The sequence below is a fragment of the Pseudomonas sp. NUPR-001 genome (assembly GCF_052147955.1).
GTDB lineage: Bacteria > Pseudomonadota > Gammaproteobacteria > Pseudomonadales > Pseudomonadaceae > Aquipseudomonas.
This window is the reverse complement of sequence record NZ_CP197353.1, coordinates 16,026-30,471: the sequence shown is the minus strand read 5'-3', so window position 1 is coordinate 30,471 and position 14,446 is coordinate 16,026. Positions and strand designations below refer to the sequence as shown.

The following is a 14,446-nucleotide window of genomic DNA, read 5'->3' as shown; positions in this document are numbered from 1 at the left end:
GAGCGGATGAAGATCATCATCCTCGGTGCAGGGCAGGTTGGCGGTACGCTGGCCGAGCACCTGGCCAGCGAAGCCAACGACATTACCGTGGTGGATACCGATGGCGATCGTCTGCGCGATCTCGGCGACCGTCTGGATATCCGTACCGTCCAGGGCCGCGCCTCGTTCCCGACCGTGCTGCGCCAGGCCGGCGCTGACGATGCTGACATGCTGGTAGCGGTGACCAACAGCGATGAAACCAATATGGTCGCCTGCCAGGTCGCCTATACCCTGTTCCACACCCCGACCAAGATTGCCCGCGTACGCGAATCGGCCTACCTGACTCGCGCCGGTCTGTTCGACAATGACGCCATCCCGGTCGATGTACTGATCAGCCCCGAGCAGGTTGTCACGCACTACATCAAGCGCCTGATCGAACACCCTGGCGCCCTGCAGGTGATCGACTTCGCCGAAGGCAAAGCCCAGTTGGTAGCAGTCAAAGCCTATTACGGCGGCCCACTGGTCGGTCAGCAACTGCGCCAGATCCGCGAGCACATGCCCAACGTCGACACCCGCGTCGCCGCGATTTTCCGCCGCGACCGGCCGATTCTGCCGCAGGGCGATACGGTGATCGAAGCCGACGATGAAGTGTTCTTCATTGCCGCCAAGGCCCATATTCGCGCCGTAATGGGCGAGCTGCGGCGCATCGATGAAACCAACAAGCGCGTGGTCATCGCTGGCGGCGGGCAGATTGGCGAACGCCTGGCCGAAGCGATCGAAAGCCGCTACCAGGTGAAGATCATCGAGATGAACCCGGCACGCTGCCGTTACCTTTCCGACACCCTGGACAGCACCGTGGTACTGCAAGGCAGCGCCTCGGACCGCGACCTGATGCTCGAAGAGAACATCGCCGAAGCCGATATCTTCCTGGCCCTGACCAACGACGACGAAGCCAACATCATGTCCTCGTTGCTGGCCAAGCGCCTGGGCGCGCGCAAGGTGATGACCATCATCAACAACCCGGCCTATGTCGATCTGGTTCAGGGCGGCGATATCGACATCGCCATCAGCCCGCAGTTGGCCACCATCGGCACACTGCTGGCCCACGTACGCCGTGGCGACATTGTCAGCGTCCACTCGCTGCGCCGTGGTGCAGCCGAGGCCATCGAAGCCATTGCCCATGGCGACTCGAAGTCGAGCAAAGTGATCGGCAAAGCCATCGAAGACATCGCCTTGCCGCCCGGCACCACCATCGGTGCGATCATTCGCGATGAAGAAGTGCTGATTGCCCACGACGACACGGTGATTGAAGCCGGTGACCATGTGATCCTCTTCGTTGTGGATAAAAAGTACATCCGTGACGTCGAGAAGCTATTCCATGTAGGGTTGAGCTTCTTCTAAGAGGGAGCAGCAATGCGCGAATCACTGGAAAAGATGCTGGCCAAGGGTGTGGACAACGCCCTGCTGCGCTTCGGCCTGGGCAAGGCCTGGCTGGATGAAGGCAAAGGTGAAGAAGCGGCCGTGCACCTGCAACGCTGCGTCGAGTTTGATCCGAAGTATTCGGCGGCCTGGAAGCTGTTAGGCAAAGCGCATCAGCTGCAGGGCGATAAAGCGGCGGCGCGTCAGGCCTGGGAACAGGGACTGGAAGCTGCCAAGGCGCATGGCGACAAGCAGGCCGAGAAAGAGATGACGGTGTTTCTCAAGAAGCTGGATAAAGCCGGTTAGACGCATCGCGGGGCAAGCCCGCTCCCACAGTAGGAGCGGGCTTGCCCCCGATCTATCAATACCAGCGCGCCTCGCCCGGTGGACGCTTCTTGAAGCGCTTCATGCTCCACATGTACTGGCTCGGGTACTCGCGCACATAGCGCTCCACCACTTTGCTCATCGCTGCGGCCGAGACGGTGACGTCCTCGCTGTACATCTCTGGTGGCGCGGCCTCCAGGAACACCTTGAAGCCCGAACCATCCGGCAAGCGCAGCGCATGCAGGAACACACCGACGGCCTTGCCACCGGCCAGCATGTTCGGCACGAACTTACTGGTCAGCGCCTGAGTGCCAAGAAACGGTACGAACACCCCGGCAGACTCGGCCGGCTCCGGGTCGGCAGGAATGCCCACCTGGCCGCCGCGGCGCACTTCCTTGATCACGCTGAGAATGCCTTCCTTGGTTGAAGGCGCTACGCGGTTGCCCATCTGCACGCGCTGTTCACGCAGCAGATCATCCACAGCTTTCAATTTTGGCGGGCGATAGAAAATGATCGGTTTGCACTGGTTGCAGTAGAAGTGGTTGAGCACCTCCCAGTTACCCAGGTGGCTGGTGATACCCACCACGCCCTTGCCCGAGGCCAGCGCCTGTTCAAGCACTTCCAGGCCGTGCACTTCCTTGACCAATTCCAGCGAGCGCTGCGGTGGCCAGATCCAGGCACAGGCGCTTTCGACAAAGGATTTACCGATGTCCCGCAGCGTGCGACCCACCAGTTGCTCGCGCTCGACCGGGTCCATTTCCGGGAAGCACTTGGCCAGGTTGATACGCACCACGTTGCGCGAGCCGTTGGGGATTTTCCACATCAGCCAGCCAATGCCGGCGCCAACGCGCTGCACCGCGCTCCAGGGCAACTTGGCGAACAGTCGCAGCACCCCGACCATCACGGCGCCTTTGAATTTTTCCACAGGCCGATTCCTTATATCTGCAAGCCGTGCATTGTACCCCTTCAGCGCACCAGCGCGGCGTAGCGATCACAGTCGGTGGTGTGGTCCATGACCATACCGGTAGCCTGCATGAACGCGTAACAAATGGTCGGGCCAACAAAGGTAAAGCCGGCTTTCTGCAACGCTTTGCTCATGGCCTTGGCTTCATCGGTAACCGCTGGCACTTCACTGCGCTGGGTGAAATGGTTGATCTTCGGCTCACCGCCGACGAACGACCACAACCATTCGGCCGGGTTATCCACAGCCAGCCAGGCCAACGCATTGCGCCGCGCAGCCTTGAGCTTGAGACGGTTGCGGATGATGCCGGCATCGAGCATCAGCTCCTCGATACGCTCATCACTCATCTGCGCCAGCTTCAGCGGATCGAAGCTGTACATCACCTGACGATAGCGCTCGCGCTTTTTCAACACCGTGATCCACGACAACCCGGCCTGAAAGCCTTCGAGCAGCAACATCTCGAACAACTGGCCCGGGTCGCGCTGCGGCGTGCCCCATTCCTGATCGTGGTAAGCCTGGTAAAGCGGATCGTCGGTACACCAAAAGCAACGTGGCATAAGGCTCCAAGGGTAGAGGCTTTGGCGAATCGGGTTATACTCCCGCTCTTTATATTCGCAGCCCTAGAAACAGGTGAATTTCGTGAGCCAGCCTACGCCAGCAGTGCGTACCTTCCAAGACTTGATCCTCGCCCTGCAGAATTACTGGGCCGAGCAAGGTTGTGTGGTGCTTCAGCCCTACGATATGGAAGTAGGCGCCGGCACTTTCCATACCGCCACGTTCCTGCGCGCCGTCGGCCCGGAAACCTGGAACGCCGCCTACGTGCAACCGAGCCGTCGCCCGGCCGACGGTCGCTATGGCGAAAACCCTAACCGCCTGCAGCACTACTACCAGTTCCAAGTGGTGCTCAAGCCAAACCCGGCGAACTTCCAGGAACTGTACCTGGGCTCGCTGAAGGCCATCGGCCTCGACCCACTGGTGCACGACATCCGTTTCGTCGAAGACAACTGGGAATCGCCGACCCTCGGCGCCTGGGGTCTGGGTTGGGAAATCTGGCTCAACGGCATGGAAGTCACCCAGTTCACCTACTTCCAGCAAGTGGGTGGCATCGAGTGCATGCCGGTCACCGGTGAAATCACCTATGGCCTGGAGCGTCTGGCCATGTACCTGCAGGGCGTTGACTCGGTCTACGACCTGGTCTGGACCGACGGTCCGTTCGGCAAGGTGACCTACGGCGATGTGTTCCACCAGAACGAAGTGGAGCAGTCGACCTACAACTTCGAGCACGCCAACGTCGAGAAGCTGTTCGAACTGTTCGATTTCTACGAAAGCGAAGCCAATCGCCTGATCGAGCTGGAGCTGCCGCTGCCGACCTACGAAATGGTCCTCAAGGCCTCGCACACCTTCAACCTGCTCGACGCCCGCCGCGCCATCTCGGTAACCGAGCGTCAGCGTTACATCCTGCGCGTACGTACCCTGGCCCGGGCCGTGGCGCAAAGCTACCTGCAAGCCCGCGCCAAGCTGGGCTTCCCGATGGCGTCCCCTGAATTGCGTGATGAAGCATTGGCCAAGCTGGAGGCTGCACAATGAGTGCTCAAGATTTCCTGGTTGAACTGGGCACCGAAGAACTGCCACCAAAGGCCCTGAGCGCCCTGGCTGATGCGTTTCTCGCCGGTATCGAAAAAGGCCTGCAGGCTGCAGGCCTGAACTACACCGACAAGCAGGTGTACGCTGCACCACGCCGTCTGGCGGTGCTGGTTCGTAACCTCGACACCCAGCAGCCAGACCGCAGCATCAACGTCGATGGCCCGCCCCGCCAGGCGGCCTTCGACGCTGAAGGCAACCCAACCCAGGCAGCCCTCGGCTTCGCCAAGAAGTGCGGTGTAGAGCTGTCGGAAATCGATCAGAGCGGCGCCAAACTGCGCTTCTCCCAGCACATTCCAGGCAAGGCCACCGCCAGCCTGCTGCCGACCATCGTTGAAGATTCGCTGAACGACTTGCCGATTCCGAAACGCATGCGTTGGGGTGCGCGCAAAGAAGAGTTCGTGCGTCCGACCCAATGGCTGGTAATGCTGCTGGGCGACACTGTCGTCGATTGCACCATCCTCGCCCAGAAGGCTGGCCGTGACTCCCGTGGTCACCGCTTCCACCACCCGGAAGACGTGCGTATCAGCGCCCCGGCCAACTACCTGGAAGACCTGCGCAAAGCCTTCGTGCTGGCCGATTTCGCCGAACGTCGCGAGATCATCAGCAAGCGTACCGCCGAGCTGGCCATGCAGCAGGAAGGCACCGCGATCGTGCCACCTGCGCTGCTCGATGAAGTGACCGCGCTGGTCGAGTGGCCAGTGCCGCTGGTCTGCTCGTTCGAAGAACGCTTCCTCGACGTGCCGCAAGAAGCGCTGATCACCACCATGCAGGACAACCAGAAGTACTTCTGCCTGCTGGACGTTGACGGCAAGTTGCTGCCGCGCTTCATCACCGTGGCCAACGTCGAAAGCCGCGATCCGAAGCAAATCGTCGAAGGCAACGAGAAGGTCGTACGTCCACGTCTGACCGACGCCGAGTTCTTCTTCAAGCAAGACAAGAAGCAATCGCTGGAAAGCTTCAACCAGCGCCTGCAGAACGTCGTGTTCCAAGCCCAGCTGGGCAGCGTGTTCGACAAAGCCGAGCGCGTTGCCAAACTGGCGGCCTTCATCGCCCCGCACATCGGTGGTGATGCTCAGCGTGCAGCCCGTGCTGGCCTGCTGTCCAAGTGCGACCTGGCCACCGAGATGGTCGGTGAGTTCCCTGAGATGCAAGGCGTCGCAGGTTACTACTACGCGCTCAACGACGGTGAGCCAGAAGACGTCGCCCTGGCCCTGAACGAGCAGTACATGCCGCGCGGTGCAGGTGCCGAACTGCCGTCGACCCTGACCGGCGCGGCCGTGGCCATCGCCGACAAGCTCGACACCCTGGTCGGTATCTTCGGTATCGGCATGCTGCCAACCGGTAGCAAAGACCCGTATGCCCTGCGCCGTGCCGCACTGGGTGTGCTGCGTATCCTCATCGAGAAGCAGCTGGACCTGGACCTGAATGACGCCGTGGCGTTCGCCGTCGCCCAGTTCGGTCACAAGGTCAAGGCTGCCGGCCTGGCCGATCAGGTGCTGGAGTTCATCTTCGACCGCCTTCGCGCGCGCTACGAAGACGAAGGCATCGACGTTGCCACCTACCTCTCGGTACGTGCCCTGAAGCCAGGCTCCGCCCTGGACTTCGATCAACGTGTACAGGCGGTGCAGGCCTTCCGTCAGCTGCCTGAAGCCGCCGCCCTGGCTGCGGTGAACAAGCGTGTATCGAACCTGCTGAGCAAAGCTGAAGGCGCGGTTGCGACCACAGTCGAGCCGAAGTACTTCGACAACGCCAACGAGTTCTCCCTGTACTCGGCGATCCAGCAAGCCGACCAGGCTGTACAGCCTATGGCTGCGGCACGTCAGTACAGCGAGTCGCTGGCACGTCTGGCCGCGCTGCGTGAGCCAGTCGACGCCTTCTTCGAAGCGGTGATGGTCAACGCCGACGACGCCAATGTGCGGGCTAACCGCTATGCCTTGCTCAGCCGCCTGCGCGGTCTGTTCCTGGGCGTTGCCGACATTTCGTTGCTGGGGTAAGCCTTGAAGCTGCTGATTCTCGATCGGGACGGGGTGATCAACCAGGATTCCGACGCTTACATCAAGTCGCTGGAGGAATGGATACCCATTCCCGGTTCGATTGAGGCCATCGCGCAGTTGAGCAAAGCGGGCTGGACGGTGGCCGTTGCCACCAACCAGTCCGGCATTGCTCGCGGTTACTACGACCTTGCCACCCTCGAAGCCATGCATGCGCGCCTGCGCAGGCTGGTGGCCGAGCAGGGCGGCGAGGTTGGCCTGATCGTTTATTGCCCTCACGGCCCGGATGAAGGCTGCGAATGCCGCAAGCCCAAGCCAGGCATGCTGCGAACTATCGCCGCGCATTACCAGGTAGAACTGGCTGGGCTGTGGTTCGTTGGCGACAGTAAGGGTGACCTGGAAGCCGCATTGACCGTCGATGCTCAACCAATTCTGGTAAAAACCGGGAAAGGCGAGAAAACCCTGAGCAAGGGAATTCCACAAGGAACATTGATTTTCGATGATCTGGCAGCCATCGCCAGAGAACTTATCCACAAATAGGGCGTCTGCGAACCAGGCGCACTTTTACTAGGCGGGCAAGCCCGCAACGGTACATGCCGCTATGTCGATCCTGCAGGCGATCAGAATTTTTCTTTTTTACCTGCTGTTGGGTACCAGCTCGTTGCTGTGGTGCACCCTGAGCTTTTTTATCGCGCCGTTTCTGCCATTCAGCGCCCGTTACCGTTTCATCAATGTCTACTGGTGCCGCTTTGCACTGGTGCTGGCGCGGGTCTTTCTGAACATCAAGGTCAAGGTGACCGGGGCTGAGAACGTCCCGAAACAACCCTGCGTGATTCTTTCCAATCACCAGAGCACCTGGGAAACGTTTTTTCTTTCCGCCTATTTTTCGCCGTTGAGCCAGGTGCTCAAACGCGAACTGCTGTTCGTGCCGTTCTTCGGCTGGGCGATGGCCATGCTACGGCCGATCGCAATTGATCGTGACAACCCCAAGGCTGCACTCAAGCAGGTCGCCAGCGAAGGCGACAAGCTACTCAAAGATGGCGTCTGGGTACTGATTTTCCCGGAAGGTACGCGGGTGCCATTCGGCCAGATTGGCAAATTTTCCCGCGGTGGTACTGCCTTGGCGGTGAACGCCGGCCTGCCGGTACTGCCGATTGCCCACAACGCTGGCAAGTTCTGGCCTAAAGAGGGTTGGGGCAAACGTGCCGGTACCATCGAAGTGGTGATCGGTGCACCCATGTACGCTGAAGGCACCGGCCCACGTGCCATTGCCGAGCTCAACGACCGCGCAGCGGCCTGGAACGAGCAAACCCAGCGCGACATGGGTTCATTGCCTGCACAGGCGCCAAACGCCGCTCATGGGGTTGCCTGACGATCTGTGGATAACGTGTGTACAGTATTTGGATTTTTCGCCTGAAAAATAGCTAAGTCTTTAATTTGATTACTTATTTTTCTGTATGACTGTTTTCTGAAAATCGTGCATAAGTTTTTTCCGGAATAAAAAAACGCCTGTGTCTGGGGTAACTGTCTTGCCCCACCTGTGGGAGCGGGCTTGCCCCGCGATGCGATGTACCTGACACACCGCAATCGCGGGGCAAGCCCGCTCCTACAGAGAGGTGTTTACACCTTGTCGATATCTACATCGCGGGTTTCTTTCAGGCAGAACAGCCCCACCACCAGGCTGATCCCGGTGATCAACACCGGATACCACAGGCCATAGAAGATATCGCCGGTGTACACCACCAGGGCAAACGACACCGTCGGCAGGAATCCGCCGAACCAGCCATTACCGATGTGATACGGCAACGACATCGAGGTGTAGCGGATACGGGTCGGGAACAGCTCGACCATCACCGCTGCCAGCGGGCCGTAGGTCATCGTCGCGATCAGGATCATCGCCACAATCAGCACCACCACCATGGTCTGGTTCACGCTGGCAGGGTCGGCCTTGGCGGGGTATCCGGCTTTTTCGATGGCGGCTCGCAGGGCCACTTCATCAAACCCGCTGATGCGCTGATCACCAACGGTGACCACTACTTCACTACCCGCAGCGACCGATTCAGAGCTGTACGGCAGGCCTTGCTTGACCAGGAAGGTTTTGACCTTGTCGCACGGACTGTCGAAGCGCGCTTTACCCACCGGGTCGAACTGGAAGGTGCAGCTTTGTGGATCGGCCATCACCACAATCGGTGCCTGGCGGCTGGCAGCGTCGATTTGCGGGTTGGCGTAATGGCTCAAGGCTTTGAACAATGGGAAGTAGAGCAGGGTGGCCAACAGCAGGCCAAGCATCAGGATCGGCTTGCGCCCGACACGGTCCGACAGCCAACCGAAGAACACAAAGAACGGTGCACCAATCACCACGCTGATAATCAGCAAGGTATTGGCCTGCGCCGGATCCATCTTGAGCATTTGGGTAAGGAAGAACAGCACATAGAACTGTGCGGTGTAGAAGGTAACCGCTTGCCCGGCGTTGATACTGAACAGCGCGGTGAGCACAACCTTGAGGTTGGCCCAGGAGCCAAACGACTCACGGATCGGCGCTTTACTGGCCTTGCCCTGGGCCTTCATTTTCACGAAGGCAGGCGACTCGTGCATGCTCATACGGATCCAGGTAGAGATCCCCAGCAGCACGATCGACAGCAGGAACGGCAGGCGCCAGCCCCACACTTCAAACTGATCGCCACTGATGTAGCGGCTGGCCAGCACTACCAGCAGTGACAACAGCAAGCCCAAAGTCGCCGTGGACTGGATGAAGCCAGTATGGAAACCACGTTTGCCCGGTGGCGCATGCTCAGCCACATAGGTGGCTGCACCACCGTATTCACCGCCAAGCGCCAGGCCCTGGAGCATACGCAGGATCACCAGGATGATCGGTGCGGCGATGCCGATGCTGGCGTAGGTCGGTAGCAGGCCGACGGCGAAGGTAGACAGGCCCATGAGCACGATGGTCACCAGAAAGGTGTACTTGCGGCCGATCATATCGCCCAGTCGACCGAACACCAGGGCCCCGAACGGTCGCACCAGAAAGCCTGCAGCAAAGGCCATCAAGGCAAAGATAAACGCCGTGGTGTCGTTGACCCCGGCAAAGAACTGCTTACTGATGACCGCCGCCAGTGCCCCGTAGAGAAAAAAGTCGTACCACTCGAACACTGTCCCGAGGGACGACGCAAAAATGATCTTGCGCTCTTCACGGCGACTGTTGCTGGCCGTCGCCGCGCCTTGTTCCTGAATGTAATCCGACATCGTTGCTGTCCTCGGCCTCAAGGCCCCAGTGATTATTCTTGTTGTTCCACTGTCGACGCCGGCAGACTGCCTCCGGCGTCGTTACTGCACGCACCCTGGTCAGGGCGTCGGTATTGCGCTTTCTTCTTCGGTCCGAGCTGTGGATAACATTCCCCGGGTGATCAGTTGTGCCGCCTTTTCGGCAATCATCAAGGTAGGTGAGCAGGTATTGCCGGAGACAATCTGCGGCATGATCGACGCATCAGCGATGCGCAGCCCCGGTATGCCATGCACGCGCAGCTGCTCGTCGACCACCGCCAGCGGCCCACTGCCCATGCGGCAGGTACCCACCGGATGGAAAATCGTGGTGCCGATCTGGCCGGCAGCTTCATGCAATTGTTCTTCGCTTTGCAGCGCAGCCCCCGGCAGGTATTCACGCGGGTTGAAGGCCGCGAGGGCAGGGGCCTGAACGATTTTGCGAGTAAGACGAATGGCCTGGGCGGCAACCCGCAGATCTTCCGGGTCGCTCAGGTAGTTGGGATCAATCAGCGGCGCGTCAGCCGGGTTGGCCGAACGGATATCGATGCGTCCGCGACTGGCTGGGCGCAGGTTGCACACCGATGCGGTAAAGGCTGGGAAGCGATGGAGTGGCTCGCCGAAGCGCTCCAGTGACAGCGGCTGCACATGGTATTGCAGGTTGGCGGAGGCCTGTTCCGGCCCGGAGCGGACAAACGCGCCTAACTGGCTCGGCGCCATGGCCAGCGGGCCGCTGCGGTCGTACAGGTAGCGCAGGCCCATGCCCAGCTTGCCCCACACGCTGTTAGCCACCTGGTTAAGGGTGCGTGCGCCGCTGACTTGATAAATCAGCCGCAGTTGCAGGTGATCCTGCAGGTTGCCACCCACGCCTGGTAGTTCATGCCGAACAGTTATCCCCAGGCCTTCAAGCAAACCACGCGGACCGATTCCCGAGCGTTGCAGGATGCCGGGTGAACCCACCGAACCTGCGCAGAGGATGATTTCGCGGCGGGCCCTGAATTGCTGCCATGTACCTTGCCAGCGCGCGTTCACCGCACTGGCGCGACCGCCGTCGAGGATCACCTGATCGACCAATACATCGGTCAGCACCGTGAGGTTGGGACGGTTACGCACCGGGCGAAGAAAGGCCTTGGCCGAATTCCAGCGAACCCCGGAACGCTGGTTGACCTGAAAGTATCCACAGCCCTGGTTATCCCCACCGTTGAAATCAGCGACGCTGTCGATACCGCTCTGGGCGGCCGCGTCACGAAAAGCATCGAGGATCGGCCAGGAATAACGTTGCTGTTCGACCCGCCACTCGCCTTGATTGCCATGCACATCGCTGGCACCGGCGAAGTGATGTTCGCTGGCCTTGAACAGCGGCAGTACGTCTTTCCAGGCCCAACCGGCGTTACCTTGCTCGGCCCAGCGGTCATAGTCACTGGCCTGGCCGCGCATGTAGATCATGCCGTTGATCGAAGAGCAGCCACCCAGCACTTTGCCCCGTGGATAACCCAAGGCGCGCCCGTTCAGGCCAGGTTGAGTTTCAGTCTTGAAGCACCAGTCGGTGCGCGGATTACCAATGCAATACAGGTAACCCACCGGGATGTGAATCCAGGGGTAGTTGTCTTTACCGCCCGCTTCAAGCAACAAGACTCGACAGCCGGGGTCGGCAGACAAACGATTGGCCAGCAGGCACCCGGCAGGGCCGGCACCGACAACCACAAAGTCGTAGACAGGATCGGCTGATGGCATGGGCAACCTCGCGCCTGATTATTATTCTTGTCCTGCTCCATGTTATTGATTAATTTCGAGATGAAAACGTTAGATTTCACTCAAGTGCTGTGCGTTTTAACACAACGTCTGTGAACACCTGATTCACAAGGATAAGCATGTTCGACTGGAATGATCTGCGGTTTTTTCTCGAGTTGCAGCGCAGTGGACGCTTGCTGACAGCGGCCAAGCGCCTGAACACCACCCATAGCACCGTGGCCCGGCATATCGACAATATCGAGCAGAGCCTGGGCACCGCCTTGTTCGTCCAGCATGCCCAAGGCTACGAGCTGACGCCCTCTGGCCAGGCGCTGCTCAAACATGCTGAAGCCATGGAAAACGTCGCCCTACTGGCCCAGGAAGAAATCACCCAGGCCATCACCCCGTTAGGCAAGATCCGGCTAGGCGTTACCGAAGGTATTGGCATCATGTTCTTCACTCCGCGCATGAGCAGCCTGTTCGAACGCTACCCGGGGTTGGAGGTGGAGCTGGTCGCTGTGCCGCGCTTCGTCAGCATCCTCAACCGTGAGGCAGAAATCAGCATCCACCTGGAACGGCCCAACGCTGATTTACTGATCACCCGCAAGCTCACCGATTACCGCTTGGCGCTGTATGCCAGCCCCGAATACCTGGCCAAGGCGCCAGCACTGGAGTGTCGCGAAGACCTCGCCCGGCACAGCTGGATCGGCTACGTCGACGACCTGCTGTTCAGCCAGGAACTGTTGTTTCTCAACAGCTTTTGCCGGGCGCCCAACGTGGTGTTTCGCAGCACCAGTGTGATTGCCCAGCAACAGGCCGCCCGCGCGGGGCTGGGCATTGCCGTGCTACCCAACTACATGGCCCGCCACGACCCGGCGCTGGTACGCGTGCTGCCCAGTGAAACCATCCAGCGCAGCTACTGGATCTGCACCCGCCGCGAACTGCACAAGTCAGTGCGCTTGCGGGTGGTCTGGGACTTTCTCCTGGCCTTGTGCGCGCAAGAGCAGGGCGCCTTGCTGGCGGAGTAAAGCTCAAGCGCTCAGGGTTTTAATGGTTAGCAGCACTGCCGCACAGATGCCAACGACGGCGAACAGCTGCTGCAGGCGCGGGCCAGCCAAGCGCCCGGCAAATTGCCGGGCGACCAATAGCCCTACCACCGCACCGCCAGCAAAGGGTGCGCCCACACTCCAGTGCATCACGCCTCCGACGCTGGCGCTGACCACACTACCGGTGGACACCAGGGCAATCACCGCCAGTGACGTGGCAACAATGCTTTTCATGTCCAGGTTGGTATAACGGCTGAGCGCCGGGATGATCACAAAGCCGCCGCCCACGCCCAGCAAACCGGAGAGCAGCCCGGACAAGGCACCGGTGAAGGCCAACGCCCGCGCACAAGGCAACGTCCAGCGCAGGCGTCCTTGCAAAGGATTGAGCACACACGGCATGACCATGCGCTTACCCAGCGGCGGCTCGCCACGCAGCTCCCGATGCGCCTTGAGCAGCATGCGAGCGCAGGCATACACCAGCACCACTGCGAAGGCCAAGGCCAATGGCGCATTGGGCAGTTGATGCGCCAGCGTCAGGCCTAGTGGAGCAGTAGCGATACCGATCAGCGCCACAAACGCCGCCGCTCGATAGCGCACCACGCCCTGGCGCAACCCCAACACCGCGCCAACCGCAGCGGCCATGCCCACGGCAAGTAGGCCGACCGGCGCCGCTTCGACCATCGACAAGCCCAGGCCGAAAACCAGCAGCGGAACCGCAAGAATGCCGCCACCCGCACCAGTCAACGCCAGCACTGCACCAATGATTGCGCCCAATCCAGCAGCGAGAAAGGGTTGTTCGATCACTGCTGCGCCTCGACCGCTGCCGGCTGAGGTTTAGCCAACCATTCACGTCCTTTGAGCATGCAGCGCCAGTACAACGGCGGCAGGATCTGCGCTTTGAGCAACCAGGCCAGACGCGTAGGGCGACGGCCATCGAGCAACCAGCGCGGAAAGCTCGGTGCCAGCTTACCGCCGTAGCTGAACTCGGCAAGCACGATCTTGCCGCGCTCGACGGTCAACGGGCAGGAGCCATAACCATCGTAGTGCACCGGCTTCGGCAATCGGCCCAGCGCAACCAACACGTTGTTGGCCACCACCGGTGCCTGCTTGCGCGCCGCCGCGGCAGTTTTGGCATTGGTGGTATTGATACCGTCACCCAGGGCATGGATGTTGGCGAACTGACGATGTCGAAGCGTCGCCGGATCAACATCAATCCAGCCAGCGGTGTCTGCCAGCGGGCTATTACGGATGAAATCGGCAGGCACTTGCGGTGGGACGACATGCAGCATATCGAAAGATTGAGTCAGCGTTTCAGTGCTGCCGTCTGCCAGGGTTCGCACGAAGGTGGCTTGCTTGCCAGGGCCATCGACGGCAACCAGGCGATGGGCATAGCGCAGGTCCACCGCATATTTATCAATGTATTCCATCAGCGCCGGGACATAGTCCGCCACCCCGAACAGCACGGCACCCGCATTGAAGAACTGCGCCTGGATCTTGCCCAGACGCCCCTGACGCAACCAGTGATCACATGACAGGTACAGCGCCTTCTGCGGCGCACCGGCACATTTGATCGGCATCGGCGGCTGGCAAAACACTGCACGGCCTTTACGCAGGTTCTGCACCAGCTGCCAGGTGTAAGGGGCCAGGTCATAGCGATAGTTGGAGGTCACGCCATTGCGCCCGAGGGTTTCGCTCAGACCTTCAATGGCAGTCCAGTCGAGCTTGAGCCCCGGGCACACCACCAACTGCTCATAGCTGAGCACACGTCCGTCATCCAGCGTCAGCGCTTGTGCATGAGGATCAAAGCGTTCGACCCGAGCCTTGATCCAGTGAACGCCGCGCGGAATGGTCGAGGCCATGCTTCTGGCTGTGCTCGGCGCATTGAAGACGCCCGCGCCGACCATGGTCCAGCCGGGTTGATAGTAATGGGTGTCGGCCGGATCGATCAGGGCAATGTCCAGTGACGGGTCGCGACGCATCAGGCTTGAAGCCACAGCGATACCGGCAGCCCCCGCGCCGACAATCAGGATCTTGTGATGATCGCCTTGCGGCGATGTGGCGTGAGCAGGCATGGCAAGGTATTCCTTTAATAA

Annotated in this window: 13 protein-coding genes; 7 read left to right on the top strand and 6 right to left on the bottom strand. The window is 60.3% G+C overall.

Features of this window, described 5'->3' with window-relative positions; all coding sequences use genetic code 11:
* Positions 1 to 6 precede the first annotated feature (6 nt).
* The gene (gene trkA / locus ACP6KB_RS00120; protein WP_128322041.1) at positions 7 to 1,380 is read left to right on the top strand and encodes a Trk system potassium transporter TrkA; all 1,374 of its coding nucleotides are present in this window, start codon (positions 7 to 9) and stop codon (positions 1,378 to 1,380) included.
* 12 nt (positions 1,381 to 1,392) lie between these two features.
* Entirely contained in the window at positions 1,393 to 1,704 is a 312-nt protein-coding gene (locus ACP6KB_RS00115) for a tetratricopeptide repeat protein (RefSeq protein ID WP_442111109.1), read from the top strand.
* A 55-nt stretch (positions 1,705 to 1,759) separates the two neighbouring features.
* Here ACP6KB_RS00115 and ACP6KB_RS00110 read toward each other — a convergent pair whose 3' ends face one another.
* Both ACP6KB_RS00110 and ACP6KB_RS00105 read right to left on the bottom strand, forming a co-directional pair.
* A complete protein-coding gene (locus tag ACP6KB_RS00110; RefSeq protein WP_442111107.1) occupies positions 1,760 to 2,647 on the bottom strand; it encodes a lysophospholipid acyltransferase in 888 nt (295 codons plus the stop codon).
* Positions 2,648 to 2,688: 41 nt separating this feature from the next.
* Complete coding sequence (locus tag ACP6KB_RS00105; protein WP_442111105.1) at positions 2,689 to 3,240, bottom strand: DNA-3-methyladenine glycosylase I; 552 nt, start codon at positions 3,238 to 3,240, stop codon at positions 2,689 to 2,691.
* Between the two features lie 82 nt (positions 3,241 to 3,322).
* Here ACP6KB_RS00105 and glyQ point away from each other — a divergent pair, with 82 nt between their 5' ends.
* The 4 genes from glyQ to ACP6KB_RS00085 all read left to right on the top strand — a co-directional run bounded on the left by glyQ (position 3,323) and on the right by ACP6KB_RS00085 (position 7,690).
* Positions 3,323 to 4,270, top strand: coding sequence for a glycine--tRNA ligase subunit alpha (gene glyQ / locus ACP6KB_RS00100; RefSeq protein ID WP_116551285.1), 948 nt, complete (start codon positions 3,323 to 3,325; stop codon positions 4,268 to 4,270).
* Complete coding sequence (gene glyS / locus ACP6KB_RS00095; RefSeq protein WP_442111103.1) at positions 4,267 to 6,321, top strand: glycine--tRNA ligase subunit beta; 2,055 nt, start codon at positions 4,267 to 4,269, stop codon at positions 6,319 to 6,321. The genes glyQ and glyS overlap by 4 nt, the downstream gene beginning before the upstream one ends.
* Before the next feature lie 3 nt (positions 6,322 to 6,324).
* Positions 6,325 to 6,858, top strand: coding sequence for a D-glycero-beta-D-manno-heptose 1,7-bisphosphate 7-phosphatase (gene gmhB, locus ACP6KB_RS00090; protein ID WP_442111101.1), 534 nt, complete (start codon positions 6,325 to 6,327; stop codon positions 6,856 to 6,858).
* A gap of 61 nt (positions 6,859 to 6,919) precedes the next feature.
* The gene (locus ACP6KB_RS00085; protein ID WP_442111099.1) at positions 6,920 to 7,690 is read left to right on the top strand and encodes a lysophospholipid acyltransferase family protein; all 771 of its coding nucleotides are present in this window, start codon (positions 6,920 to 6,922) and stop codon (positions 7,688 to 7,690) included.
* Between the two features lie 248 nt (positions 7,691 to 7,938).
* On the opposite strand, the gene ACP6KB_RS00080 is transcribed toward ACP6KB_RS00085, so the two are convergent.
* Both ACP6KB_RS00080 and ACP6KB_RS00075 read right to left on the bottom strand, forming a co-directional pair.
* On the bottom strand, positions 7,939 to 9,561 hold the full coding sequence (locus ACP6KB_RS00080; RefSeq protein ID WP_442111097.1) for an MFS transporter: 1,623 nt from the start codon (positions 9,559 to 9,561) through the stop codon (positions 7,939 to 7,941).
* A gap of 99 nt (positions 9,562 to 9,660) precedes the next feature.
* Positions 9,661 to 11,310, bottom strand: a complete 1,650-nt coding sequence (locus ACP6KB_RS00075; protein WP_442111095.1) for a GMC family oxidoreductase — start codon at positions 11,308 to 11,310, stop codon at positions 9,661 to 9,663.
* A 137-nt stretch (positions 11,311 to 11,447) separates the two neighbouring features.
* Here ACP6KB_RS00075 and ACP6KB_RS00070 point away from each other — a divergent pair, with 137 nt between their 5' ends.
* A complete protein-coding gene (locus tag ACP6KB_RS00070) occupies positions 11,448 to 12,335 on the top strand; it encodes a LysR family transcriptional regulator (RefSeq protein ID WP_442111093.1) in 888 nt (295 codons plus the stop codon).
* Between the two features lie 3 nt (positions 12,336 to 12,338).
* On the opposite strand, the gene ACP6KB_RS00065 is transcribed toward ACP6KB_RS00070, so the two are convergent.
* Both ACP6KB_RS00065 and ACP6KB_RS00060 read right to left on the bottom strand, forming a co-directional pair.
* Positions 12,339 to 13,157, bottom strand: coding sequence for a sulfite exporter TauE/SafE family protein (locus ACP6KB_RS00065; protein ID WP_442111091.1), 819 nt, complete (start codon positions 13,155 to 13,157; stop codon positions 12,339 to 12,341).
* Positions 13,154 to 14,425, bottom strand: coding sequence for an NAD(P)/FAD-dependent oxidoreductase (locus tag ACP6KB_RS00060; RefSeq protein WP_442111089.1), 1,272 nt, complete (start codon positions 14,423 to 14,425; stop codon positions 13,154 to 13,156). The genes ACP6KB_RS00065 and ACP6KB_RS00060 overlap by 4 nt, the downstream gene beginning before the upstream one ends.
* Positions 14,426 to 14,446: the final 21 nt, after the last annotated feature.